This is a genomic window from Arthrobacter sp. (genome assembly GCF_048266065.1).
Taxonomy (GTDB): Bacteria; Actinomycetota; Actinomycetes; order Actinomycetales; family Micrococcaceae; genus Arthrobacter_H.
On record NZ_JBLXAH010000001.1, the window covers coordinates 369,187 to 392,170 of the forward strand.

A 22,984-nucleotide genomic window follows, 5' to 3' on the forward strand; every position below is an offset into this window, starting at 1 on the left:
GCACCAGATGGCTGACAGGATCAAAGACGAGCATCTCTACGAGGAACTGCGTGACGAGGGCAACTCGAAGCAGAAGTCTGCACGCATCGCCAACGCCGCCGCCCGTGACGGTCGCGACGAGGTCGGCGAACGCGGGGGCGAGTCCGGTAGCTACGAGGACTGGACGGTCGACGAACTGAAATCCCGCGCCAAGGAGATCGGCTTGTCGGGGTATTCCGACCAGAACAAGGACGAGTTGATCAAGTCCCTGCGAAATTCCTGAAGTCCGCACAGCGAGAGTTGGGAGAGGCCGTGTCAGACAACAAGAGTTCCCGCTGGCCGCGGAACATGCAACCGGCCGGGATGAAGCTGGCGCTGTCCGGCGCCATCGTCGTCATCGTTTTCGGTGCCTACATCCTGATCCAGGCCATGAATGGGGCCTCCATGGCCAGTCCGGTGTGGCTGGGCGTCATCCTCGGTCTCGTGATGGTGGCCTACGGCATCTACCGGCGCCTGCGGGGCCCCGGTGCACTGGATTTCCCCGAGGAAGGTGGCACGAATGTCCAACGACGAAAAGAATGACCCGACCCAGACCGGGAACGGCCCGGACGAGGACCAGACGGCTTCTTCGGATCCGTCGTTCCTCGGTGCGGATGGCCCCGGAAACGACGACGCCGAGCACCGGACCGTCGGGGGTGCCGAGGGGGAACTGGTGGATGTCCCCGGCGAGCCCGGCGAGACCATCCGCACGGTCGAACCGCGCGGCGTCCCGGACGGCAGCGGCAACGATGCCCGGGACCCGGACCGCCGCCCCGACGACGACGAACGGTACGACGCCGGCTGACCGGCTCCCAGGCCCGCCACCGCCTTCTGCGGTAGCGGGCTCTGTCGTGCCCGGGGCGGCGCCCGGCCTCATGCCGCGCGACACGCGCGACGGAATTCACCTGTGGCGTAAAGCACATTCAGGGCATAGTCTCAGCTTCAAGGCCCCACCGGACCGGATGGGTGTGGGCACCGCCGACATTGACGGGGAGGCTCTTGCTGATGCCAGGACATTCAAGGCGCGGCCGGCTGTCGCGCGGTACACGGTGGGCGGGGGTGGCTGCCGCCGCGTCGGCGCTGTTGCTCTCCGGCTGCGGACCGGCGGACTCGACACCGGTGCTGACCTGGTACATCAACCCCGATGATGGCGGCCAAGCCGCCATCGCCAAGAAGTGCACGGCAGCGGCCGATGGGAAGTACAGGATCGAGACCACGCTGCTGCCCTCCGACGCCGCGGCACAGCGCGAGCAACTCGCCCGCCGCCTGGCAGCCAGCGACACCTCGATGGACATCATGAGCCTGGACCCGCCGTTCATCCCGGAACTGGCCGAGCCCGGCTTCCTGGCCCCCGTTCCCGCGGACACCGCCGAGAAGACGACCCAACACACCCTGGACGGCGCGCTCGCCGGAGCCCGGTGGAAGGGCAGCCTGGTCACTGTGCCGTTCTGGGCCAACACCCAGATCCTCTGGTACCGCAAATCGGTGGCGAAGGCCGCAGGGCTGGACATGTCCAAGCCGGTCACCTGGGACCAGCTGATCTCGGCGGCAAAGGACGAGAAGAAATACCTCGGAGTCCAAGGTGCCCTGGCCGAATCCATGACGGTCTGGGTCAACGCGCTGGTGGAATCCGGCGGCGGCCACATCGTTCAGAACCCCGAAGCCTCGGCCGATGACATCCGCCTCGGACTCGAATCCGAGGCCGGCACCAAGGCGGCGCAGATCGTCTCGACCATCGGCAAGCAGGGGCTGGGCGGGCCGGGTCTGCCGACCCAGGCGGAAAACGAATCGATGCTCCAGTTCCAGGGCGACAAGGGCTCGTTCATGGTCAACTGGCCCTTCGTCTGGCCAGCAACCAACGCAAGCGTGGAGGCAGGCAGCCTGGACAAGTCGCTCATCGAGGACATCGGCTGGGCGCTGTACCCGCAAACGGAATCCGGCACGGAATCCCGGCCACCCCTGGGCGGGATCAACCTCGGCGTCGGGGCCGCCAGCACGCACGTGGACCTGTCCTACGATGCGATCGAATGCATCGTCAGCCCGGAGAACCAGGTCGAGTACTTCGTGACCAACGGCAACCCTCCCTCGGATTCCACCGCGTATGACGACCCCTCCATCAAGGAGAAGTTCCCGATGGCGGACACCATCCGCCAGTCGTTGCGGCAATCGGCCCCACGGCCCCAGACGCCGTACTACAACGAGGTCTCCACCGGCATCCAGCAGAACTGGGCCCCGCCGTCGGGCGTGGACCCGGCCACGACGCCGAAGAAGACCACCGACTTCATCATCGAGGTCCTGCGAGGGGAGAGGCTGCTATGAGGCGCATCAGCAACGCCCAACCGGTCCGGCCCGGGGAGGGGCGGCCATGAGCACCACGGCAGACACCCGCACCGGCCGGCGGCGTGCCCACACCGGCGTCGTCCTCTCGGAGAGACGTCGCGCCGAACGCAAACTCGGCTGGTGGCTGGCCGGTCCCGCGTTCGTGGTCATGCTGCTGGTCACGTTGTATCCGATCCTGCAGGCCGTCTGGGACTCGCTGTTCAACTTCCGGCTCACCGCACCGGGGGACAAGGCCTTCATCGGGCTGAAGAACTACGGGGTGATCCTCTCCGACTCGCTGTTCTGGCATGATCTGGGCGTCACCGCGCTGATCACCGTCATCACCGTGGTGGTCGAGCTCATCCTCGGCTTCGCGTTGGCGCTGGTGATGCACAAGGCACTGAAGTCGCTGCGCGGGTTCGTGCGCACCGCGATCCTGGTGCCCTACGGCATCATCACCGTGGTCTCGGCCTTCGCCTGGTTCTACGCCTTCGACATCAACTCCGGGTTCATCAACCACTGGTTCGACTGGGTTCCCGGCATCGGCACGGACACCAACTGGTTCGCCGGAACGTGGACGTCGCTGTTCGTGATCATGGCCTCGGAGATCTGGAAGACCACCCCGTTCATCTCGCTGCTGCTGCTGGCCGGGCTGGCGCAGGTCCCCGATGAGCTCACCGAGGCCGCCGAGGTCGACGGGGCGACCTGGTGGCAGCGCATGCAACGGGTCATCCTGCCGAACATGAAGGCGGCGATCATGGTCGCCGTGCTGTTCCGGGCCCTGGACGCCTTCAGGATCTTCGACAACGTGTTCATCATGACCAACGGCGCCTACGGCACCGAGGTGCTCTCGCTGCTGGCCTACCGGACCTCGATCGGCCGGTTGGAGATCGGACTGGGCTCGGCGGTGTCCGTGCTGCTGTTCATCTGCGTGCTGCTCATCTGCTTCGTGGCGATCAAGTTGTTCAAGGTCGACCTCGCCGGCGCCCAAGGAGGCAAGTGATGAAGAAGACCACCGCCAAGACGCGGATCATCTGGATCATCATCACCATCGTCGTCGCCGTCTACGCCCTGTTCCCGGTCTTCTCGATCCTGGCGACCTCGTTCAAGCAGCCCAGCGACCTGTCCAACGGCAAGCTGCTGCCCACGACCTGGTCGGGAGTGAACTACGAGCAGATCCTCGTCGGCGACGCCCAGGAACTGTTCCTGACCTCGCTGCGCAACTCGATCGGCATCACCCTCATCGCCACGGCAGTCGCCGTCGTGCTGGCCACGCTGTGCGCCTACGCGATCGCCCGGCTGGACTTCCCGGGCAAGAAGCTGGTGCTGACCACGGCCCTGGCCGTGTCCATCTTCCCGGTGATTTCCATCGTCACCCCGTTGTTCAACGTGTGGCGCACCATCGGGCTCTACGACACCTGGCTGGGGTTGATCATCCCGTACCTCTCGCTCACGCTGCCGATCTCCATCTGGACGCTGGCCGCCTTCTTCCGGCAGATCCCGTGGGAGCTGGAGCAGGCGGCGCAGGTGGACGGGGCCACCGCCTGGCAGGCGTTCCGCAAGGCGATCGTGCCATTGGCGGCGCCCGGGGTGTTCACCACGGCGATCATCGCGTTCTTCATCGCCTGGAACGACTTCGTCTACGGCATCTCGTTGACCTCCACCGAGGCGGCCCGGCCCGTTCCGGCGGCCCTGGCGTTCTTCACCGGCGCCTCACAGTTCGAATCACCCACCGGCGCGATTTCCGCAGCCGCCATCATCGTCACCATCCCGGTGGTGCTCCTGGTGCTGGGCTTCCAGCGCCAGATCGTCTCCGGGCTGACCCAGGGCGCCGTCAAGGGCTGAGGCCCTGACCCGAGAAAGCAGAGGACATCCCATGGCATCGATTTCGCTGAAGAACCTGGTCAAGAAGTACGACGACGGGTTCCCGGCCGTGAACGACGTGTCCATCGACATCGCCGATGGCGAATTCGTGATCCTGGTCGGGCCCTCGGGCTGCGGCAAGTCCACGTTGCTGCGCATGATCGTCGGGCTCGAGGACATCACCGAAGGCGACCTGTACATCAACGACCAGCGGGTCAACGACAAGGCCCCCCGCGACCGGAACCTGGCCATGGTCTTCCAGAACTATGCGCTGTACCCGCACCTGACGGTGTTCGAGAACATCGCCTTCCCGCTGCGACTGGCCAAGGGCAAGTTCAGCGAGGACGACGTCCAGGAGCGCGTGCGCACCGCAGCGAAGACGCTGGAGCTGACCGATCACCTGGACCGCAAACCCGGCAACCTCTCCGGAGGCCAGCGCCAACGCGTGGCCATGGGCCGGGCCATCGTGCGCCAGGCCGACGCGTTCCTGTTCGACGAGCCGCTGTCCAACCTGGACGCGAAGCTGCGCGGACAGATGCGCGCTGAGATCTCCCAGATGCAGCGCCGGCTGGCCACCACCAGTGTCTACGTCACCCACGACCAGACCGAGGCCATGACCCTGGGTGACCGGGTGGCGGTGCTCAAGAAGGGCGTGCTGCAGCAGATCGCCTCGCCCCGCGAGCTCTATGAGCAGCCGGTGAACCTCTTCGTCGCCGGCTTCATCGGCAGCCCGTCGATGAACTTCCTGCCGGCCACCGCCGAGGGGAACACGCTCAAGACCCCCATCGGGAACATGGCAGTGCCCGAGGCGCTGGCCGCGAAGGCGGCCGGCAAGGATGTGGTCCTGCTGGGGATCCGGCCCGAATACTTCGAGGACGCGGCCCTGGTCGAGGAGTCGAAGCTCGAGCACGGCACCGTGTTCAGCGCCGAACTCAGCCACACCGAATGGCTGGGCAACGAGCAGTACGGCTACATCCACTTCGAGCCCTCACCCGAGGTCAAGGACCTGCTCGATGGGTTGGCCCGGGACCTGGATGCCGACGAACTGCGCCCGCAGGTCGTCGTCACCCTCGATGCCGCCAGCCGGATCCGCGGCGGCCGGGCCGCCGAGCTGTGGCTGGACACCCGCCGCCTGCACGTCTTCGACCCGGCGACGGGGGAGAACCTCACCCGCGATGAGGCCGCCGGGGCCGCCCTGACCGAAGAGGCCAACCGGGAACGGGCCGAGGAAATCGACAGGGCCGGACGGGACGCCGAGTCGGCGGGGGAGCGCACCGCCTGACGGTGCGTGCCGCCGGGTCCTAGGTCCCTTGTATCCTGCGGGGGTCCGGCCTACGGTGGAAGTACCCATTCGGCTCGTCCGGGGCCGGATTGGCTTTCGAAGGAGAGGGTCATGGGCTACGGAAACACCATCCCCACAGACGGCCGCCCCCAGGGCGCCATGTCGGTCCACTCACGCATCCAAGGCGGTGCGATGGCTACGGGAGGACTGCTGGTCCTCGTCGCCTGCGCGCTGCTCAATGCGGCGGTGCTCGGCGATTCCGACACCTCGGGTTCGCTCTGGTTCGGCGTCCTGGTCGGGCTGTACATGCTCGCCTATGGCATCGTGAAGCGATTGAGCCTGACCATCCTTCCCCGGCCCGGAGCCGGAGCCGGCAGCTCCCGGGAGCATCACCCGGCGGACTAGCAGACAGTGCCGGGAATAGATCGGCCCACCACCCCGTTTTACATGCAAACGCATTTAAACACGTGGGAGGAAGCCATCATGGCCACAGAAATCGTCGTCATCTCCGGAGGACTGGGAACACCGTCGACATCGCGCATGCTCGGCGAACAGCTGGGGCAGGCGTCCGTCGCGGCCCTGGCCGCCGACGGCGTCGAGGCCCGGGTCTCGATCGTCGAACTGCGGGACGTCGCCGTGGACATCGCCACCACGATGGTCGCCGGCTACGCGCCGCCCCGGCTGGCCGAGATCATCGGCCAGGTGGAGCGGGCCGACGCCCTGATCGCCGTCAGCCCGGTCTTCACCGCGTCGGTGTCGGGACTGTTCAAGTCCTTCCTCGACGTGCTCGACCCGGCGGCCCTGGACGGCACGCCGGTCGTGCTGGCCGCCACCGGGGGATCGGCGCGCCACTCGATGGTGATCGACTACGTGATGCGCCCGATCTTCAGCTACCTGCGCGCCCAGGCCATGCCCACCGCGGTGTTCGCTGCTCCGGAGGATTGGGGCGGGGACACCGGCGGTGGCCAGCTGGCCGATCGCGCTGCCCGGGCCGGGGCAGAACTGGCCCGTGCCCTCGGTGGCGTCCGTGCGTCGGCGCAGCGCCCCGACCCGATGGAATCGCTGCCGTTCGAGCAGCTGCTGGCCAACGTCCAAGCCGGCGCCTGAGCGGGTCCGGACATGCGTGAGGGGCGGACCAACCGGTCCGCCCCTCACGTCTACTCAACGATCAAAGCCAGGCGCGCCCACGAGCCCACCACCCCTCGGGGGAGGTGCGGCACGCGAGCCAATCCAGCCTCGTCGTCGTGCCTTTACTTGCCGCCGAAGCCGTCCTTGACGTCCTGTGCGGCGTCCTTGACGTGCTCGCCGGCCTGCTTCGCGCCCGCGCTGGCCTGGTCGCCGGCACCCTCGGCCTGGAGGCTCTCATTGTCGGTGGCCTTGCCGAAGGCCTCCTTGGCCTTGCCCGACAGCTCTTCGGCCTTGTTCGAGATCTTGTCTCCGAGTCCCATTGCGCATTCCTTTCATCGGTACTGCTCAGATGGCGGTTCCGAGGAACCGTCGTGCCGGTGCGCCCGTTGGCGACCTGCACGGTGTCTTCCACGCTAATGGCGTGGGGCCGATCCGTCTAGCTCCGTCCAGCCGGGTCGGCTCCGCGCGAACATGGTGTCGGGGCCATGTCTGCCCCTCCGTGGGCGCGCCGCAGGGAGCGTGGAGGCCGGGGGAATCCGGACAGTGTGATGCCCATCACGCCACGGATCGTATACGATGTGGGTACGAGGGGTGCGACGGGTCCACGTTGACCTGAATACCGTCGAACCCCAGGAACAGGAAGGCCCAACTGGACATGCTCAACGACGAGACCATCACCTCCATCGCCGACGAACTGGTGGAAGCCGGCCGGACCCGCACCCCGGTGAAACGCCTGACGGCGCGCTATCCGGAGATGACCATCGAGGACTCCTACCGGGTCCAGGGGTTGTGGCGCGAGCGCAGCGAGGCCAACGGGCGCCGGCTGGCCGGACGCAAGATCGGCCTGACGTCCCGGGCCATGCAGATGGCCACCGGGATCACCGAACCGGACTACGGCATCATCTTCGATGACATGGTGCTGGAGAACGCCGCCACCATCGAGTGGAAGCAGTACACCCACCCGCGCGTGGAGGTCGAGCTGGCCTTCGTGCTCAAGGAGGACATCACCGGTCCCGGCGCGACGATCTTCGACGTGCTCCGTGCCACCGAATACGTCACCCCCGCCCTGGAGATCCTCGATTCGCGGATCGAGATGGAGGGCCGGACGATCGTGGATACGATCAGCGACAACGCAGCCATGGGTGCCATGGTCATCGGCGGCCGCCCCATCGCCCCGGATGCCGTGGACCTGCGGTGGGTCTCGGCGATCCTGTACAAGAACCAGACGGTCGAGGAGACAGGCGTCGCCGCCGGCGTGCTGAACCACCCGGCCGCCGGCGTGCACTGGCTGGCCAACAAGATCGCCCCGCACGGCGACGGGCTCAAGGCCGGGGAGATCATCCTCGCCGGGTCCTTCACCCGCCCCATGTGGGTCAACGAAGGCGACACCGTCTTTGCCGACTATGGAGAACTGGGAACCATCACATGCCATTTCGCGTAAACCCCGATCCGTCCTTCCGCGACGCACTCTCCGCAGCAGAGCGCCCCCTGGCGGGCATCTGGGTCTGCTCCGCCTCCCCGTTGGTCGCCGAGATCTGCGCCGGCGCCGGTTTCGACTGGCTCTTCATCGATGCCGAGCACTCCCCGAACTCCCCGGAATCGGTGCTTGCCCAGCTGCAGGCTGTGCGCGGCTACCCGGTGGTGCCCGTGGTGCGTCCGGCGGTCAACGACACAGTGCTGATCAAGCAGTACCTGGACATCGGGGCCCAGAGCCTCATCGTGCCGATGGTGCACACGGTGGCCGATGCCGAGGCAGCGGTGGCCGCCGTGAGGTACCCGCCGCTGGGCGTGCGCGGGGTCGGTTCGGCGCTGGCACGGTCGGCCCGCTGGAACCGGATCCCCGGGTACCTGGAGCGCGCCTCGGAGACGATCACGCTCATCGTCCAGGTCGAATCGGCAGAAGCAGTGGCCAACGCGGCGGACATCGCAGCGGTCGACGGTGTCGACGGGATCTTCATCGGCCCCTCCGACCTGGCGGCCTCGATGGGTGTCATCGGCCAGCAGGAGCACCCGGACGTTGTCGCCGGCGTCGAATCGACGATCGCCGCCGTGAAGGCCGCCGGCAAATTCGTCGGCGTCAACGCCTTCGGCGAAGCCACGGCGCGGCGGTACATGGACGCCGGGGTCGACTTCGTGGGGGTGGGCGCCGACGTGGCGCTGCTGGCCCGGGGGACCGAGGCCCTGGCAGCGACGTTCGTTCCGGCCGATGCCGAAGCCCAGCCCGGAGGGGCACCGGCCAGCTACTGAGCGCCGCCGGCCCGCGCGGAAAGCTAGACGCTGCGGCCGCCGAAGTCCTCGGCAATGCGTGCTGCGGCCTCCTGCAGCACGGGCACCAGGTCGGCCTCCACGTCGGGGGTGTCCTGGCGGCCCGATTGGATGGAGACGTTCAGTGCCGCGATGACGTCGTCTCCGCGACGCACCGGAACGGCCAGTCCCCGCAGCCCCACGTCGAGCTCCTGCGAGACGAGCGACCAGCCGCGCCGGCCCACCGTGTCGATCTCCTCGCGCAGCCGCTCCAGGTTGGTGATGGTGTTGGAGGTGTAGCCGACCAGTTCGGCACCGGCGAAGAAGCGCTCCCGGGTGGCAGTGGGCAGTGCAGCGACCAGCACCCGGCCCATGGAGGTGCCCCAGGCCGGCAGCCGGTTGCCCAGGTTCACCGTCACGCTGTGCAGGCGCGGGGCGGCGACCCGGGCGATGTAGATGACGTCCTGGCCATCCAGGGTGGACAGGGTCGCCGTCTCGTCCAGCCGGTGTGCCAGCTCGGTCAGGTGCGGCCGGGCAATGTCTGGCAGGCTCAACGATGACAGGTAGCTGGCGCCCAGATCCAGCACGCGCGGGGTCTGGGTGAACGTGGTGCCGTCGGTGGCCAGGTAGCCCAGATCGGTCAGCGTGAGCAGGAACCTGCGGGCCGCGGCCCGGGACATCGACGTTGCCGCCGCGGCCTGGGACACGGTCAGCGTCGGGTGCGCCGAGGTGAAGGCCAACAGGATCTGCAGCACCTTGTCGGCGGACTTGACGAAGTAGTCGGGGACTCCGTCTTCGGTGTCTGCCATCGGTGGATCCTCGTTCGTCGTCGGAGTGGGTCAGCGCGCCCGCAGCCGGTTGTGCTCGAACTGGGAGGCGAGGCGGACCGGCGCATTGGGGGCACCATAGCCATCGTACCCATCGAGGCGTTGCACGACCTCCAGGAACAGCCGGCCCACGGTCCGGGTGTAGAAGTGCAGGAACGCCCCGTTCCCATCGCGGTCATAGAGCAGCTGCAGCGAGCGCAGCGTCCCCAACAGGTCCTCGTCGAGCCCGAAGCGGGCGGCCAGGTCCTCGTAGTAGTTCTCCGGGATGGGCAGGAACTCCATGCCGGCTTCCAACGCCTGGCGTGCCAGGGTCACGATGTCGTTGCTGGTGAAGGCGACGTGCTCGGCATACGGGTGCCGCGCATCCCCGTGCCCGTTGGCATCGAGCACCTGCGGGACCAGGTTCAATGCCAGGCGCACCGCGCCGTCGTCGGTGCGCATCACCTGGCTGCGCACTAGGCCCAGTGGGCTGGGGACCTCGGTCGCCGGCGAGGTGGACAGCCGCAGTGCCGACTCGTAGAACAGCACTGCCTCGTCGAAGGCCTGCCACGGCTGGGCCAGGTTCACGTGGTCGATCCCGGTGACCAGGCACGACGCCGGTTCCCGGCCGGCGCCGGCACCGTCACCGAATTCCGCTGCCCAGGCCGGATCGGCGGTGGCATCGGCGAAGAACACCTCGGTGCCGTCGGGGGCGATGACCCCGCGCAGGACCGCCTCGTCGGCGGTGCTGTGCCGGGGGACCGGTGCGGCCCGCAGGCGACGGGACCGTTCGACGCTCGTGGCGGGGGATGCGACCTGGAAGCCCAGGGCCGAGATGGAGGCGGGGGTGCCGGTGGCCCGTTGCCCGTTGATGATGATGCGGGCCCCTCCCTGGGTCCACAGCTGGACCGGCTTGCGCCGGTGCTGGCCGACGAAGGTGAAGCCCAGCTGGGCCAGCAGGGCGGCTACTGATTCGCAGTCCTCGGTCAGGATCTCGGCGAAGTCCATGCCCGACGGCGCGCCGGCCGGAGGCAGCGAGGCCAGCTTCATCGGGTAGCGGCCGGCCGTGTCGCCGAGCCGTTCGGCGGTGCGGTCCTGCAGCCAGAGCAGCGAGCGCAGCGCATCGACCGCGGTGCGCTGGACGTTGGACTGGCGGAAGGTGTCGTTGAAGATCTCCAGCGAGACGGGGCCGTCGTACCCGCTGTGCACCAGGTGGGTCATGAAGCCGACCAGATCGAAACCGCCCTGTCCGGGGAAGACCCGGTAGTGACGGCTCCAGGAGAGGATGTCCAGCGCCAGGACGGGGGCGTCGGCGAGCTGGACGAAGAAGATCCGTGCGGGATCCAGGTCGGCGATCGCCGCCGGATCGTCGCCGCGGGAGAGGATGTGGAAGGAGTCCAGGCAGGTGCCCACCATCGGGTGGTCGGCCAGTTCAACGATCCGGTACGCGTGGCGGTAGGTGTTGACGTAGCGGCCCCATGCGAGGGCCTCGTAGGCGAGCTTGATGCCGAAGCGCTGGGCCGTCTCGCCCAGGCGGCGCAGTTGGGCCGCCGCGACCTCGTCGTCGTCGATGGTCGCGGTGCCGACGTTGCTGCACACCAGCATCGTGTCGATCCCCAGCCGGTTCATCAGCTCGAATTTGGCTTCGGCCCGGCGCAGGTTGGCGGCCAGGGTGTCCTCGTCGACGCCCTCGAAGTCCCGGAAGGGCTGGTAGAGGTCCAGCGTCAGGTGCAAGCGGTCCGCCAGCGCCCGGATCTCCTGCGGCGACATCGGGCTGACCATGAGGTCCTGTTCGAAGATCTCGATCCCGTCGAATCCCGCCCGGGCGCAGGCGAGCATCTTCTCCTCCAGCGTTCCGGAGAGGCAGACGGTGGCGATGGAGGTCCGCATGCCCTAGAGCCCCCGCTCGATCATGTCCAGGAAGTGGGCGCGCATCGCCGCCGCATCGGGTTCGATGCCGGTGATGAGGGTGAAGGCCCCCACCGCCTGCCCCACTGCCATGTGGCCGCCGTCCAGGGTGCGGCAGCCCAGGGCTGAGGCGGTCCGGATGAGCTCGGTGTCCACGGGGCGGTAGATGACATCGGCGACCCAGTGGCGCGGTTCCAGGGCCGCGGTGTCCAGCGGAAGCCCCGGGTGCTGGTGCATGCCCACGGGGGTGGCGTTGACCAGGCCGTCGGCTGCGGCCAGCAGGCCGGGGACCTCGGCGGGGGCGTGGGCGGTGACGGAGGCCTGCGGGAAGTGCCCCGCTAGCGCCGTGGCGCGGTCGGCGCACCGGTCCGGATCGGTGTCCACCAGCGCCAGGTGCCCGACCCCGGCGTCGAGCAGGGCATAGGCGACCGCCGATCCCGCGCCGCCGGCCCCGAGCTGCACGACGCTGCCCAGCGGGGCGTCGGGCAGGCCGGTGCGCAGGGCGAAGCCGAAGCCGAAGAAGTCGGTGTTCTCCCCGTGGAGCTTGCCGTCGCGGATGAGCACGGTGTTCACCGCACCCAGGCGCCGGGCATGCTCGGAGAGGGAATCGAGTTCGTCGATCGCCACCTGCTTGCAGGGGTGGGTGATGTTGAAGGCATTGAAGCCCAGGTCGCGCCCGGACCGCAACAGCGCGCCCACGGCACTGGCGTCGCGGCCCAGGGTCAGCAGGTCCACGGGGCGGTAGAGGTAGCGCAGGTGGTGTGCGTCGGCGGCCGCCTCATGCAGGGGCGGGCTGAGCGAGGGCTCGACGCCGTCGCCGATGAGGCCGACAAGATAGGACTGTTCGGGGGTGCTCACTGTGGTGACCTCGCTGGGGATGGGAAACAGCCACCGGCGGAGGTGACCTGCGTCCCATCCTAAACCCGTGTACGAATTACGTACAGTCGTGCGTAATGCGCACACTTGGTTGGGTGGATGACGCCTTGTGGGGCGGATGGCTGGGGGTCAGGCCATCCGGGCGTGACGGCTGCGGGTCTTGACGTTGATGGCCCGTTCGTAGTGCACCAGCAGCTCGTCGCAGACCGACGTCCACGACCGGGACTGCACCGAGGCCAGCGCCGCCTCGGCGAAGGCGCCGCGCTTGGCGTCGTCATGGGCCAGGTCGGCCACCCGCTCGCGCAACCCGGACAGGTCACCGGGCCGGTACAGCCAGCCGGTGCGGGAGGAATCGATGAGGTCCAATGGCCCGCCCCGGCCCACGGCGATCGCCGGAAGGCCGGAGGCCATGGCCTCCTGGATGGTCTGGCAAAAGGTCTCCGATTCCCCGGGGTGCACGAACAGGTCCAGGCTGGCCATCATGACGGCCAGCTCGTCGCCGTCGAGGAACCCGGTGAAATGCGCGCCCGGCAACTTCCGGCGCAGTGCCTCCTTCAGCGGGCCCGACCCGACGATGACCACCCGGATGCCCGGCAGATCGGCCAGGACGGCCAGGTCTTCGACCTGCTTCTCGGTGGCCAGCCGGCCCACATAGCCGACCAGGCGCTCGCCGGCCGGGGCGAGCCGGGCCCGCAGTGCGCCATCGCGCAGGGAGGGGCGGAAGCGCCGGGTATCGACCCCGCGGCGCCACATGCGCAGCCGCGGGACCCCTGCCTCCTGCAGTTCACGCAGGGAGTGGCTGCTGGGCACCAGGGTCACAGTCGACGCCTGGTGCATGGCGCGCACGTGGTTCCACAGCACCGGCTCCAGCCAGGGCACCCCATAGCGGCCCGCGTAGGCCGGCACCTGGGTCTGGTAGATCGACACGAGCGGCAAGCCCAGCTGGCCCGCGGCCTGGATGGCCCGCCAACCCAGGACGAACGGACTGGCCACATGCACCACATCGGGGCCGAACCCCGACATCAGCCGGCGCAGCCGCGCCACGGTTCCCGCGGCCACCCGGACCGAGGCATATCCGGTCAACGGAAGCGAGGGCAGGCGAACCACCTCGAAGCCCTCCACCCGTTCGACGCCGTCGCGTGGGATCTTCTGTGCGGGGGCCGTCTCCCCGGGCCGGGCCCCCTCGGGGGTTCCGCCGGAGGGGGCGATCACCAGTGCCTCGTGTCCTGAGCGGCGCAAATGCGCCAGGACCTGGAGCACCGAATGGGTGACCCCGTTGACGTGGGGAAGGAAGGACTCTGCGACCACCAGGACTCTCACACCCATGAGTCTGCGCGGCGCGGATGATGGGCGGTTGAAATCCCGGCGGCGCACAGGTGAACATCGTCCTGCGGGTCGCCGCCCGGCGGGGTGGTCGTCGTCGTGCCCCGGTCCCGGGTCGCGTCGCTCGCGCCGAACCAAGGCCCCAGGTGGCACGATTGAGACGATGAAAAAAGCGCAGCAGTCCGGTTCCGGCCGGCGGAAGACATCCGGGAACGCCAGCGGTCGCGGGAGTGCGGCCGTGGATTCCCTGCGAGAATCGTGGCGCGATGGCATCCCCATGCCGCTCTGGCTCCAGGGTGCGCTGGAGTTCATCCAGTGCGCGTTCTTCTCGGCAGTGCTCGTCGTGGTTCCGCTGATCGCCGTGTGGTTCGCCGACGGATTCGCCGAACGCAGCCTGGACTCGGTATTCCGGATGTGCGGTCAGGTCTGGCTGCTCATCCATGGCGTGCCCCTGGAACTGAACCTGGTCGCCCCCGGTTCCCCGGCAGTGGTGACCGGGGCGATGACGCTCATTCCCTTGGGTCTCACGCTCATCCCGTTCTTCCTGGCGTGGCGTTCCGGGCGGCGGATCGCCCGCGCCTCCTATGCCGACCAGCTCTGGCAGGGCATCGTCGGTGCCCTGGGCGCCTACCTGCTCGTCGGGCTGATCACCGGTTTCGCGGTGGCGACCGAGGAAGTGGGGGTGAACCTCGGTGCCGCGGCACTGATCCCCCTGATCCCCGCAGGGCTGGGCGTCATCACCGGAGCCCGCCGCGAGGCTGGCTCCTGGGGGCGGCTGATCGGCGTGGACTTCGCCGAATGGATCGCCACCACCAGCCAGCATTCCCGGTGGGCCGGCTCCTATGTGTGGTCGGTCATCCGTGCTGGAGTGCTCGGCTACGTGATGGCCTTCGGCCTCGCGGCGGTGGGCCTGACCGTGTCACTGGCCATACACTGGCTCGAGATCTCGAACATCTACCAGCAGCTCCAGCCCGGTCCGATCGGCGGGGCGGTGCTGACGATCGCCCAGCTCGGCGTGTTGCCCAACCTGGCGTTGTGGTCGCTGGCCTGGATCAGCGGCGGGGGCATCACCCTGGGCGTGGGCAGCACGCTGGGTCCGCTGGAAACCGCAGTGGGCCCGCTGCCCGCAGTGCCGGTGCTCGGTGCGCTGCCTGCCGGGGACCTGGGACCGTCGTGGGTCTACCTGCTGGTGCCGGTGCTCGCCGGCATCCTGGCCGGATGGTGGTTCCTGCGCGAGGGCGAAAACCACTTCGAGGACTGGCTGTCCATACGGCTCAAGGTGCGTTGGGCCTCACTCGCCCTATCCACCGTGCTGCTGGGCTTGTTCATTGGCGCCGTGGCCGGGCTGCTCTCGACGCTGGGCAGTTGGCTGGCCAGTGGGTCGCTGGGCATCGGCCGGCTCACCGAGCTGGGGCCGAACCTGTGGACGACGGCGCTGATGCTGACCGGGGAGGTCGGCCTGGGAGTCGTCATCGGCTACCTGGTGGCCCCGTTCCTCGAACGCGATCCGGTCCTGGAGGACTGAGCGGGCAGGCCTCAGGCGCCGACGTCGTGCAGATGATGGGCGACGTCGTGCCAGGCGTAGCGGACCAGCGTCTGGACCGTGAATTCGGAGCCGTTGCCACGTAGCCCGCGCCGGTGCAGATCGCGGTTCAGGACGGCGTCGAAGGCGTCGGCCAGCCCCCGGCCGGCTGCCGCCAGCTGCGTCGCGACGACCTGCGGGGATTGGCCCGCGTAGTTGTCCTCCAGGGCGGTGGCATCCTGGTCCCAGTCGGGAAAGGCAGGGTCCTCTTCCATGAGCATCAAGTCCAGGCGGTAGTGCATCACCTTGAAGACATCACGCACATGGGCCGCATACTCCAGGGCGCTCCATACAGTGGGCGCGGGGCGCACCGCCACCGCTTCACGACGCAGGACCTGGGCCCAGCGCGGGAGGCAGGCGCGCAGTTCCGCGGCGACATCCTGCGGGCTCATCGCCGAGACGTCGGTGCCGCATTCGGGGCACCGGCGTTCGATGGTCCAGGTCCAGTCCTTGGTGTCGGGCTCCGGTTGGCGGTTTGCGGGTTCCGGGGTGGATGCGTCGCTGCTCATGTTCCGATGACTCCTTGCAAGGTGGAGAGCTTCTGTTCGTAGTCGTGCTTGCATTGCGCCTGCGACCTGTCGGTCACGGTGGTGGCCATGCACTGTTCGTAGTCGGAGGTCGGCTGGTAGAACAGCACCTGGGTCGACGTGGAGACGGTGAACAGCAGGCAGGCGAGCGTGGCCAGCGGGACGGTGACCCGCAGGACCCCGGGCAGCTTGCGGCGCAGCACCTTCACCGACGCGACGACACCGCAGAGAACACCGGCCCACCCGAACGCGACGGAGGCGATCTTCCAGGGCAGGACGAGGGACGAGGTCAGGTAGGCCAGCAGGACCAGCAGCACGACGGCACGGACCCATCCGGTCACGGCGGCCAGACGCGCAACGGCGTCCTCATCGGGGGCAGGCATGACATCAGCCTAGTCGCGCCCCGACCAGCATCTAAACTGTCAGGATGCGCATCGTAGTCCTCGTCTCCGGTACCGGTTCCAATCTCCAGGCAGTCATCGACGCCGTCGCCTCCGGGGAGCTCGACGTCGAGATCGCCGCCGTCGGGGCCGACCGCCCCGGGACCGGGGGAGTGCAGCGTTCGGCCGCCGCGGGCCTGCAGACGTTCGAGGTGCCCTTCGGCGAGTACGCCGAGCGGTCCGAGTGGAATCATGCGCTCACGCAGAAGTGCCAGTCCTTCGCACCGGACTACGTGGTGTCCTCGGGCTTCATGCGGATCGTCGGCGAGGAGTTCATCTCCGCCTTCGACGGAACCTACATCAACACCCACCCCGCTCTGCTGCCCGCCTTCCCCGGGGCCCACGGCGTCCGCGATGCGTTGGCCTACGGGGTGAAGGTCACCGGCTGCACCGTCCACATCGCCGACGCCGGAGTGGACACCGGGCCCATCCTGGCCCAACGGGCCGTCGAGGTGCTCGACGACGACACCGAGGAGACCCTGCACGAGCGCATCAAGGTCGCCGAACGTGCCCTGCTCATCGAGACCCTGGCCTCCCTAGCCGCGGGGCGGCCGGTCCGTCGGTAGTCTGGTGGCATGACAGCACCGGATCCCGCATCGAACCGCATGCTCGAGCGCATCAGCGCCATCCTCGATGCCCTCGATGCCGGGCCCTGCACCGCCAGCGACCTGGCCCGCTCCACCGCCATGTCGGTGTCCACGGTGCACCGGCTGGCGGTCTCCATGGTGGCCCACGGGTTCCTGCGCCGGCACGACGACGGGAAGTTCGCGCTTGGGCACCGGTTCCTGCGCTCGGCCCTGGACAACATCGCCCTGCCTCATCTGGTCCGGCTGCGCGATGCCACCGGGGAATCGGCCCAGCTGTGGGTCCGCCGCGGGAGTGAAAGGATCTGCCGGCTCAGCGTGGACAGCCGCCACGAATTGCGCGCCACGTTGCCCGAGGGGGCACGGCTTCAGCTTCCGGCCGGGTCCGCGGGCCGGCTCTTGGCCAACGAACCCGAGGCCCTGGAATCGTGTGCCCGGGACGGGTGGCTGGAATCCTCGGGACGGCGGACCCCCGGGCTGGGGTCGGTCAGCGTCCCGATCGTCATCGACTCCCGCCTGATCACCGTCCTCTGCCTGGCCATGCCCCTGGCCCGCGTCAACCAGTCCCCGGGACGCGATTATGGTGCGGTGGTCGTGGACGCGGCCGCGGCCATCACCGCCGAACTCGAAGCCCGCTGACCGGGCCGCTCCGCCAGCCTTTTCCCGCGCAGCCCGCCGCCTGCTGATCCGGCAGGGCGTGCCCGCCGGCCCCCATGCCCGCACGGACCATCTGTCATCTGGGCCCTTTTCCCGTGCCGATCCCTTGTTGTGTTGCGCATCACCTGTTACTGTCCATGCACAAAACAGGAAGCTCTTCCCATCTAGTGGGAAATCATGGAGGTCAGCATGCCACACGAAACCACCCCGGACGCGCCGAACGTGGACATCCGGTTGTCCACCGGGCAGTCGGAGGATGTCCTGCCGTTGGAGGGCATCCGCGTCCTGGAACTGGGCAGTTTCATCGCCGCCCCGTTCGCTGCACGGATCTTTGGCGACTTCGGCGCCGAGGTCATCAAGGTCGAGAAGCCCGACGGCGGTGACGAGCTGCGCAATTGGCGCAAGCCGGTGGGGGAGACCTCGATGCTCTTCCGCACCCTGGGACGCAACAAGAAATCGGTGGTGCTGGACCTGCGGACCGACGCCGGACGCGAGGCGGTCAAACGCCTGGTGGCCAGCTGCGACGTCGTCATCGAAAACTTCCGCCCGGGCACCCTGGAGAAGTGGGGGCTCGGACCCGAGGTCATCGCCGCCATCGCCCCCGACGCCGTCATGGTGCGCATCTCCGGCTACGGCCAAACCGGGCCCTACCACGACCGGGCAGGGTTCGGCAGCGCCGCCGAATCCTTCGGCGGACTGCGGTTCCTCACCGGCGAACCCGACCTGCCGGCCTCCCGCGCCGCGGCCAGCCTGGGAGACACGGTGGCCGGACTGTACGGGGTCATCGGCGCCCTGATGCTCATGCTCCAACGCTCGCGCGGCCGCGACACCGGATCCCGGGTCGTGGACGTGGCGCTCTACGAGGGCATCTTCAGCCTGCTCGAATCCCTCGTCCCGGACTACGACGCCTACGGGATGGTCCGCCGCCGCAGCGGCGGCACGCTGCCCGGGGTCGTCCCGATGGGGGCCTACGCGTGCTCGGACGGGCTGGAGATCGTCATCGGCGGCAACTCGGCCTCCGTGTTCACCCGGCTCATGCAGGCCATCGGACGCCCCGACCTGGCAACCGACCCCAGCCTGCGCGAGGCCGAGGGACGCGAGGCACGCGAGGCCGAACTCAACGGCCTCATCGGCGATTGGACCGCCGGACACACCCTGGCGCAGGCACAGGAGCTCCTCGACGCGGCCGGCGTCCCCGCGGGCCCGGTCTACGACGCCCCCTCCATCGCCGAGGACCAGCACTACATCGCCCGCGACATGATCCAAACCCATGAGGTCGTCGTCGACGCCGAACCCCGCCTGGTGCGCTTCCCTGGCATCGTCCCGAAGATCCCCGGCGCCCAGGGCAGAACCCAGTGGATCGGTCCTGACCTCGGCGCCCACACCGACGAGGTCCTGCGCGAGGTCGCCGGCTTCACCGAGGCCGAGCTCGACGCGGTCCACGCGGGGAGCACCCATGCGCATTGAGATCACCGACGTGTTCCTGCGCGACGGACTCCAGGACGAACCAGTCATCGTGCCCACCGCCGCAAAAGTGGAGATCGGCGGCGCCCTGCTCGCCGCGGGGATCGGCACCCTGGAGACCGGATCCTTCGTCAACCCGGCCCGGGTGCCCCAGATGGCCGATGCCGCAGAGGTCCTCGCCGGCCTGGCCGGGGACGACGGCGGTGCCCGGTTGGCCGTGCTGGCCCTGAACGCGCGTGGCATCTCCCGCGCCGTCGAGGCCGGGGCCACCCGGATCCAGATCGTCGCATCCGCCAGCCCCGCGCACAGCGCAGCCAATGCCAGCAAATCCACGTTCGAGGCACTGGACGACCTGGCCGCGGAGGTCGCCCGACACCCGGAGGTGGACTTCATCGCCGGGGTCTCCACGGCCTTCATCTGCCCCTTCACCGGTGACGTCGACCCGCACCACCTGCTGCGGGTGGTGCAGCGGTTCGCGGCCATGGGTGTGCGGGGCATTGGCCTGGCCGACACCCTGGGGACCACCCCGACGGTCCAGCTCATGTCCTCCCTGGAGGTGGTCCGTTCCGCGGAACCGGCGCTGGAGTACAGCCTGCACCTGCACAACGCGAACGGCCAGGCGCTTCAGACCGTTGATGCCGCCATCGCCGCGGGCATCACCCGCTTCGACGCGGCCGCCGGAGGATTCGGCGGGTGCCCGTTCGCCCCCGGCGCTGCGGGGAACCTGGCCACCGGGGAACTCGTGGCCCACCTGCACGCCTCCGGCCACCAGAGCGGAATCGACGAGGCCAAACTCGCCATCGCCACCGCGCTGGCCCGGTCCGCCGTCGCGGCAGCACCACCCATCGAATCGGCGCACAGCATGCGCCAAGCCCAACGAAACCATGCCTAGGAAAGAGCAGGAGACAACGATGTCCACCACTTCAGTACGCCCCACCCCCTCCGAACAGCAACCACCAACCGGGTCGGGCCACCAGGCGCTCCTGGAAGCCCCGGCCTCCGGCGGGCCCCGGGTCAGGCTGCGCTACAACTTCAAGCGGCTGGCCGACATGCCCATCCTCTACTTCGCCGCCCTCCTGGCCACGGTCCTGCTGGCCGCGATCACCGGGACGCTACCGGACACCATGATCGTCGGCTTCGCCGTCACCCTGGTCTTCGGAGGCGTGTTCATCTGGATCGGCAACCTGGTCCCGGGCCTGCGCGACTTCGGGCTGCCGACCATCCTGTGCACTTTCATGCCGGCGACGCTGATCTTTTTCGGCATCCTCCCGCAAAACGCCATCGACGTGGTCACCACGTTCGTCACCGGTGCCGGATTCCTGGACTTCTTCGTCATTGCGGTCATCGCCGGAACCATCCTGGGCATGCCGCGGACGCTGCTGCTCAAGGCAGGACCCCGCTTTGCCGTGCCGCTGGTCGGCGCCCTGCTGGTCACCTTCCTGGTCATCGGCGCCATCGGCGGAGCCACGGGATTTGGGTTCCTGAACGCCATCCTCTTCATCGCGGCCCCCATCATGGCCGGCGGACTGGGGCTGGGGGCGGTGCCGATGTCGGAGATGTACGCAACGAAGACCGGAGGCACCTCCGAGCAGTTCATGGGGGACCTGATGTCAGCCGTCGTGTTCGCCAACATCATCTGCATCCTCATCGCCGGCTTCTACAACTTCCTGACCAAGAAGAACTACAAGGTCTTCGCCGGCTTCAACGGCCACGGGCAGCTGCTGCGTGTCGACCGGCGCGCCACGGACCTGGCGGTGCCGGACAAGCGCTCGGCCGCCTCGTTCCTCTCGCTGGGCAAGGGCCTGATGATCGCCGGTTGCCTGTTCGTGCTGGGCACGATGCTGAACGCCGTCATGCCGATCCTGCATCCATATGCCTGGACGATCATCGCGGCGGCATTGGTCAAGATCTTCAAGCTCTTCCCCGAGGAGCTGGAAACGGCGTCCGCCGAATGGGGCGACATGCTGATGACCTACTTCGTCCCCGCGCTGCTGGTGGGCGTGAGCATCTCCTACATCAAGATCGACGAGGTCCTGGCCTCGTTGTCCAATCCGGCCTTCGTCGGGTTGACCATTGCCACGGTGGTGGTCGCTGCGTTGAGTTCGGGGGTGATCGGCTAGTTGTGCAAGTTCTACTTCGTGGAGGCATCGCTCACCCCGGGACTGGTGATGGCCGATACCGGGGGCAGCGGCGACGTCTCGGTGCTCAGTGCCTCGGACCGCATGCACCTGATGCCTTTTGCCGCGCTGACCAACAGGATCGGCGGGGCGCTGGTCCTGTTCCTGACCTCGGTGCTCGCTTCGGCCTTCCTCGCCTGAGCCGGCGCCACCCCACGGATCGGCGCCCGGCGCGTGGGCCCGCCACCTTCCCCGGTGGCGGGACCACGCGCCGCACGGTTATTGGAGGTCGGATCCGGGGTCCGGCAACTGGATGGTCCGTTCGACGCTGACCGAGGCGACCCCGTCGAGGGCCTCCAGTCCGGCCCGGCGGTCCTCCGCCACGGTCCCGGTGACCATGCCCAGCGAGTCCAGGACCTGTTCGACCTCCAGGCCGGCGGCACTCAACCGGTCCGCCGCCTCCGTGACCCGGGCGGCCTGCGCATCGGTGAGTGTCACGGTCACCCGCGGGCTCACGGCGTCTCGTCGCCGTCGCCCGGGTCAGCGGGTTGCGGATCCGGCGGAGCCGCCTGCGGTGCGGTCACCAGGCCGGAGCCCACATCCACTGACGGGGCCTCCAGCCGTTCGGCGACCTGGACCAGTTCGGCCCAGAGCTCGCGGCCGCGCAGACCGGTGGATTCCGCCAGCAGTGCACTGACCCCCGCGGCGTGGGGCGTGGCCATGCTGGTGCCGCTGATCGTGTTGTACCGCTGGGGCATCGGCCACGAGGAGTACACGTTCACCCCGGGACCGGCCACGTCGACCTGCCCTCCTTGCAGGGTGGAGGACCGTGCCGAGAAGTCGGCGACGGCGAGGGCATCGTCCACGGCGGCAACGGCCAGGATGTAGGGGCTGTTGGCCGGGGTGCCGACGAAGCCGGGATTCCCAGCAGAGCGTTGTGCGTTGTTGCCCGCTGCGGCGACGATGAGCGTGCCCTGCGCGAGGGCCCGCTTGCCGGCTGCCACGTAGGGCGGGTGGATCTCGTTGACGTCGGCGCCCAAGGACATCGAGATCACGGCGCAGCCCTGGGAAATGGCCCAATCGATGCCGGCCAGGATGCCGGCGTCGGATCCGGAACCCTCATTGCTGAGCACCTTGCCCGCGTAGATGTCGGCCTCGAAGGCGATCCCGTAGCCGCGTCCGTCGGCGAGGGTGCGGGGTCCGCAGGAGGTCCCGATGCAGTGGGTGCCGTGTCCGTGCCCGTCGTGGGGTCCTTCGCCGTCGACGAAGGACTGGGTGACCACCGTGCGCCCGGCGAAATCCGGATGGGTTTCGTCGAAGCCGGTGTCCAGGACGGCGACCTTGATGCCGTGTCCCGAATAGGGGGACTGCGCAGCGTGGGTGGCGAGCAGCCCCCAGGTGAAGGCGTCGGTGTCGGCAAACGCTGTCTGGCCGTCGTCGTCGTCCGCCGAGCGGTGCCGGCCGGTGGCGGGGGACAGGACGTGGTGGATGAGTTCGGGATACATCCGCAGGCGCGGTGCCCCGCCGATGGCGCGGGTGCGCAGCCCGGCCAGTTCGTCATCGGCGGCGTCGACCACCGCCATGTTCAACTCGGCGAAGAAGGTCCCGGCGGTGCCGCCCATGGCGTCGGCGCGGGCCTGCGCGGTATCCAGCGCCCCCAGGTCCCGGGTGCTGGCGATCCGGGTCAGGCCACCACTGGCCAGCACGCCCAACGGATCCGGTTCATCATCGTCGAAGACCACGATGTAGCGGCCGGTGCGCTGACCGGAAGGGCCGGTGAAATCTGGATCCAACATGGCGCTGCCTCCACCCTCGTCACCGGGGAAAGGCCCCCGATAGGGCCAGT

The 22,984-nt window shown here is 68.6% G+C and carries 25 protein-coding genes and 1 pseudogene; 17 read left to right on the forward strand and 9 right to left on the reverse strand.

The annotated features are described in order from the left end of the window. Positions 1 to 7 precede the first annotated feature (7 nt). The 9 genes from ACN0TP_RS01830 to ACN0TP_RS01870 all read left to right on the forward strand — a co-directional run bounded on the left by ACN0TP_RS01830 (position 8) and on the right by ACN0TP_RS01870 (position 6,589). A complete protein-coding gene (locus ACN0TP_RS01830; protein ID WP_417215857.1) occupies positions 8 to 262 on the forward strand; it encodes a Rho termination factor in 255 nt (84 codons plus the stop codon). Between the two features lie 29 nt (positions 263 to 291). After that, complete coding sequence (locus ACN0TP_RS01835; RefSeq protein WP_417215860.1) at positions 292 to 561, forward strand: hypothetical protein; 270 nt, start codon at positions 292 to 294, stop codon at positions 559 to 561. Continuing rightward, positions 539 to 823, forward strand: coding sequence for a hypothetical protein (locus ACN0TP_RS01840; protein WP_417215863.1), 285 nt, complete (start codon positions 539 to 541; stop codon positions 821 to 823). The genes ACN0TP_RS01835 and ACN0TP_RS01840 overlap by 23 nt, the downstream gene beginning before the upstream one ends. A 200-nt stretch (positions 824 to 1,023) precedes the next feature. Continuing rightward, positions 1,024 to 2,337 carry an extracellular solute-binding protein gene (locus tag ACN0TP_RS01845; RefSeq protein ID WP_417215866.1) on the forward strand — a complete coding sequence of 438 codons (1,314 nt, stop codon included), beginning with the start codon at positions 1,024 to 1,026 and terminating at the stop codon, positions 2,335 to 2,337. A gap of 46 nt (positions 2,338 to 2,383) precedes the next feature. Then, positions 2,384 to 3,340, forward strand: a complete 957-nt coding sequence (locus tag ACN0TP_RS01850) for a carbohydrate ABC transporter permease (protein ID WP_417215869.1) — start codon at positions 2,384 to 2,386, stop codon at positions 3,338 to 3,340. Then, positions 3,340 to 4,182 carry a carbohydrate ABC transporter permease gene (locus ACN0TP_RS01855; RefSeq protein ID WP_417215872.1) on the forward strand — a complete coding sequence of 281 codons (843 nt, stop codon included), beginning with the start codon at positions 3,340 to 3,342 and terminating at the stop codon, positions 4,180 to 4,182. The genes ACN0TP_RS01850 and ACN0TP_RS01855 overlap by 1 nt, the downstream gene beginning before the upstream one ends. 31 nt (positions 4,183 to 4,213) lie before the next feature. Continuing rightward, positions 4,214 to 5,482: an ABC transporter ATP-binding protein gene (locus ACN0TP_RS01860; protein ID WP_417215875.1), complete on the forward strand. Its 1,269-nt coding sequence runs from the start codon at positions 4,214 to 4,216 to the stop codon at positions 5,480 to 5,482. 111 nt (positions 5,483 to 5,593) lie between these two features. Beyond that, positions 5,594 to 5,887 (forward strand): hypothetical protein, encoded by a 294-nt coding sequence (locus ACN0TP_RS01865; protein WP_417215878.1) that lies wholly within the window; start codon positions 5,594 to 5,596, stop codon positions 5,885 to 5,887. Positions 5,888 to 5,965: 78 nt separating this feature from the next. Beyond that, a complete protein-coding gene (locus tag ACN0TP_RS01870) occupies positions 5,966 to 6,589 on the forward strand; it encodes a CE1759 family FMN reductase (RefSeq protein ID WP_417215881.1) in 624 nt (207 codons plus the stop codon). A 143-nt stretch (positions 6,590 to 6,732) separates the two neighbouring features. Here the strand turns inward: ACN0TP_RS01870 and ACN0TP_RS01875 are convergent, their stop codons facing one another. Then, the gene (locus ACN0TP_RS01875) at positions 6,733 to 6,930 is read right to left on the reverse strand and encodes a CsbD family protein (RefSeq protein WP_417215883.1); all 198 of its coding nucleotides are present in this window, start codon (positions 6,928 to 6,930) and stop codon (positions 6,733 to 6,735) included. Positions 6,931 to 7,265: 335 nt separating this feature from the next. On the opposite strand from ACN0TP_RS01875, the gene hpaH reads away from it, so the two are divergent. Together hpaH and ACN0TP_RS01885 are read left to right on the forward strand one after the other, a co-directional pair. Continuing rightward, a complete protein-coding gene (gene hpaH / locus ACN0TP_RS01880; RefSeq protein WP_417215884.1) occupies positions 7,266 to 8,051 on the forward strand; it encodes a 2-oxo-hept-4-ene-1,7-dioate hydratase in 786 nt (261 codons plus the stop codon). Continuing rightward, on the forward strand, positions 8,036 to 8,857 hold the full coding sequence (locus ACN0TP_RS01885) for an aldolase/citrate lyase family protein (protein ID WP_417215886.1): 822 nt from the start codon (positions 8,036 to 8,038) through the stop codon (positions 8,855 to 8,857). The genes hpaH and ACN0TP_RS01885 overlap by 16 nt, the downstream gene beginning before the upstream one ends. Before the next feature lie 23 nt (positions 8,858 to 8,880). On the opposite strand, the gene ACN0TP_RS01890 is transcribed toward ACN0TP_RS01885, so the two are convergent. The 4 genes from ACN0TP_RS01890 to ACN0TP_RS01905 form a co-directional block, all read right to left on the reverse strand. Further along, positions 8,881 to 9,663 (reverse strand): IclR family transcriptional regulator domain-containing protein, encoded by a 783-nt coding sequence (locus ACN0TP_RS01890; protein ID WP_417215888.1) that lies wholly within the window; start codon positions 9,661 to 9,663, stop codon positions 8,881 to 8,883. 30 nt (positions 9,664 to 9,693) lie between these two features. Next, complete coding sequence (locus ACN0TP_RS01895) at positions 9,694 to 11,550, reverse strand: bifunctional sugar phosphate isomerase/epimerase/4-hydroxyphenylpyruvate dioxygenase family protein (protein WP_417215891.1); 1,857 nt, start codon at positions 11,548 to 11,550, stop codon at positions 9,694 to 9,696. Positions 11,551 to 11,553: 3 nt separating this feature from the next. Next, positions 11,554 to 12,426, reverse strand: a complete 873-nt coding sequence (locus tag ACN0TP_RS01900; protein WP_417215894.1) for a shikimate dehydrogenase — start codon at positions 12,424 to 12,426, stop codon at positions 11,554 to 11,556. Between the two features lie 147 nt (positions 12,427 to 12,573). Beyond that, positions 12,574 to 13,764 (reverse strand): glycosyltransferase family 4 protein, encoded by a 1,191-nt coding sequence (locus ACN0TP_RS01905; RefSeq protein ID WP_417215897.1) that lies wholly within the window; start codon positions 13,762 to 13,764, stop codon positions 12,574 to 12,576. Positions 13,765 to 14,044: 280 nt separating this feature from the next. On the opposite strand from ACN0TP_RS01905, the gene ACN0TP_RS01910 reads away from it, so the two are divergent. Next, positions 14,045 to 15,292 carry a DUF6350 family protein gene (locus ACN0TP_RS01910; RefSeq protein ID WP_417216486.1) on the forward strand — a complete coding sequence of 416 codons (1,248 nt, stop codon included), beginning with the start codon at positions 14,045 to 14,047 and terminating at the stop codon, positions 15,290 to 15,292. Between the two features lie 11 nt (positions 15,293 to 15,303). On the opposite strand, the gene ACN0TP_RS01915 is transcribed toward ACN0TP_RS01910, so the two are convergent. After that, positions 15,304 to 15,858, reverse strand: a complete 555-nt coding sequence (locus ACN0TP_RS01915; protein ID WP_417215899.1) for a DinB family protein — start codon at positions 15,856 to 15,858, stop codon at positions 15,304 to 15,306. After that, entirely contained in the window at positions 15,855 to 16,259 is a 405-nt protein-coding gene (locus ACN0TP_RS01920; RefSeq protein ID WP_417215902.1) for a hypothetical protein, read from the reverse strand. Before ACN0TP_RS01920 ends, ACN0TP_RS01915 begins: the two co-directional genes overlap by 4 nt. Positions 16,260 to 16,303: 44 nt before the next feature. Here ACN0TP_RS01920 and purN point away from each other — a divergent pair, with 44 nt between their 5' ends. The 5 genes and pseudogenes from purN to ACN0TP_RS01945 all read left to right on the forward strand — a co-directional run bounded on the left by purN (position 16,304) and on the right by ACN0TP_RS01945 (position 21,339). Beyond that, entirely contained in the window at positions 16,304 to 16,882 is a 579-nt protein-coding gene (gene purN, locus ACN0TP_RS01925; protein ID WP_417215904.1) for a phosphoribosylglycinamide formyltransferase, read from the forward strand. 9 nt (positions 16,883 to 16,891) lie between these two features. Beyond that, positions 16,892 to 17,539, forward strand: a complete 648-nt coding sequence (locus tag ACN0TP_RS01930) for an IclR family transcriptional regulator (protein WP_417215905.1) — start codon at positions 16,892 to 16,894, stop codon at positions 17,537 to 17,539. 207 nt (positions 17,540 to 17,746) lie between these two features. Next, positions 17,747 to 19,024, forward strand: a complete 1,278-nt coding sequence (locus ACN0TP_RS01935) for a CaiB/BaiF CoA transferase family protein (protein ID WP_417215907.1) — start codon at positions 17,747 to 17,749, stop codon at positions 19,022 to 19,024. After that, positions 19,014 to 19,913 carry a hydroxymethylglutaryl-CoA lyase gene (locus ACN0TP_RS01940; protein ID WP_417215910.1) on the forward strand — a complete coding sequence of 300 codons (900 nt, stop codon included), beginning with the start codon at positions 19,014 to 19,016 and terminating at the stop codon, positions 19,911 to 19,913. Before ACN0TP_RS01935 ends, ACN0TP_RS01940 begins: the two co-directional genes overlap by 11 nt. Positions 19,914 to 20,070: 157 nt before the next feature. Then, positions 20,071 to 21,339 (forward strand): annotated as a pseudogene (locus ACN0TP_RS01945) (2-hydroxycarboxylate transporter family protein). Positions 21,340 to 21,417: 78 nt separating this feature from the next. On the opposite strand, the gene ACN0TP_RS01950 reads toward ACN0TP_RS01945, so the two are convergent. Both ACN0TP_RS01950 and ACN0TP_RS01955 read right to left on the reverse strand, forming a co-directional pair. After that, positions 21,418 to 21,636, reverse strand: coding sequence for a hypothetical protein (locus ACN0TP_RS01950; RefSeq protein ID WP_417215913.1), 219 nt, complete (start codon positions 21,634 to 21,636; stop codon positions 21,418 to 21,420). A 14-nt stretch (positions 21,637 to 21,650) separates the two neighbouring features. Then, a complete protein-coding gene (locus tag ACN0TP_RS01955) occupies positions 21,651 to 22,934 on the reverse strand; it encodes a S8 family serine peptidase (RefSeq protein ID WP_417215915.1) in 1,284 nt (427 codons plus the stop codon). Positions 22,935 to 22,984: the final 50 nt, after the last annotated feature.

What these genes read in the sequence shown, in the direction of transcription:
- ACN0TP_RS01830 (WP_417215857.1), top strand. Translation starts at nt 8, where the DNA reads ATGGCTGACAGGATCAAAGACGAGCATCTCTACGAGGAACTGCGTGAC.
- ACN0TP_RS01840 (WP_417215863.1), top strand. Translation starts at nt 539, where the DNA reads ATGTCCAACGACGAAAAGAATGACCCGACCCAGACCGGGAACGGCCCG.
- ACN0TP_RS01845 (WP_417215866.1), top strand. Translation starts at nt 1,024, where the DNA reads ATGCCAGGACATTCAAGGCGCGGCCGGCTGTCGCGCGGTACACGGTGG.
- ACN0TP_RS01850 (WP_417215869.1), top strand. Translation starts at nt 2,384, where the DNA reads ATGAGCACCACGGCAGACACCCGCACCGGCCGGCGGCGTGCCCACACC.
- ACN0TP_RS01855 (WP_417215872.1), top strand. Translation starts at nt 3,340, where the DNA reads ATGAAGAAGACCACCGCCAAGACGCGGATCATCTGGATCATCATCACC.
- ACN0TP_RS01860 (WP_417215875.1), top strand. Translation starts at nt 4,214, where the DNA reads ATGGCATCGATTTCGCTGAAGAACCTGGTCAAGAAGTACGACGACGGG.
- ACN0TP_RS01865 (WP_417215878.1), top strand. Translation starts at nt 5,594, where the DNA reads ATGGGCTACGGAAACACCATCCCCACAGACGGCCGCCCCCAGGGCGCC.
- ACN0TP_RS01870 (WP_417215881.1), top strand. Translation starts at nt 5,966, where the DNA reads ATGGCCACAGAAATCGTCGTCATCTCCGGAGGACTGGGAACACCGTCG.
- ACN0TP_RS01875 (WP_417215883.1), bottom strand. Translation starts at nt 6,930, where the DNA reads ATGGGACTCGGAGACAAGATCTCGAACAAGGCCGAAGAGCTGTCGGGC.
- hpaH (WP_417215884.1), top strand. Translation starts at nt 7,266, where the DNA reads ATGCTCAACGACGAGACCATCACCTCCATCGCCGACGAACTGGTGGAA.
- ACN0TP_RS01885 (WP_417215886.1), top strand. Translation starts at nt 8,036, where the DNA reads ATGCCATTTCGCGTAAACCCCGATCCGTCCTTCCGCGACGCACTCTCC.
- ACN0TP_RS01890 (WP_417215888.1), bottom strand. Translation starts at nt 9,663, where the DNA reads ATGGCAGACACCGAAGACGGAGTCCCCGACTACTTCGTCAAGTCCGCC.
- ACN0TP_RS01895 (WP_417215891.1), bottom strand. Translation starts at nt 11,550, where the DNA reads ATGCGGACCTCCATCGCCACCGTCTGCCTCTCCGGAACGCTGGAGGAG.
- ACN0TP_RS01910 (WP_417216486.1), top strand. Translation starts at nt 14,045, where the DNA reads ATGCCGCTCTGGCTCCAGGGTGCGCTGGAGTTCATCCAGTGCGCGTTC.
- ACN0TP_RS01915 (WP_417215899.1), bottom strand. Translation starts at nt 15,858, where the DNA reads ATGAGCAGCGACGCATCCACCCCGGAACCCGCAAACCGCCAACCGGAG.
- ACN0TP_RS01920 (WP_417215902.1), bottom strand. Translation starts at nt 16,259, where the DNA reads ATGCCTGCCCCCGATGAGGACGCCGTTGCGCGTCTGGCCGCCGTGACC.
- purN (WP_417215904.1), top strand. Translation starts at nt 16,304, where the DNA reads ATGCGCATCGTAGTCCTCGTCTCCGGTACCGGTTCCAATCTCCAGGCA.
- ACN0TP_RS01930 (WP_417215905.1), top strand. Translation starts at nt 16,892, where the DNA reads ATGACAGCACCGGATCCCGCATCGAACCGCATGCTCGAGCGCATCAGC.
- ACN0TP_RS01935 (WP_417215907.1), top strand. Translation starts at nt 17,747, where the DNA reads ATGCCACACGAAACCACCCCGGACGCGCCGAACGTGGACATCCGGTTG.
- ACN0TP_RS01940 (WP_417215910.1), top strand. Translation starts at nt 19,014, where the DNA reads ATGCGCATTGAGATCACCGACGTGTTCCTGCGCGACGGACTCCAGGAC.
- ACN0TP_RS01955 (WP_417215915.1), bottom strand. Translation starts at nt 22,934, where the DNA reads ATGTTGGATCCAGATTTCACCGGCCCTTCCGGTCAGCGCACCGGCCGC.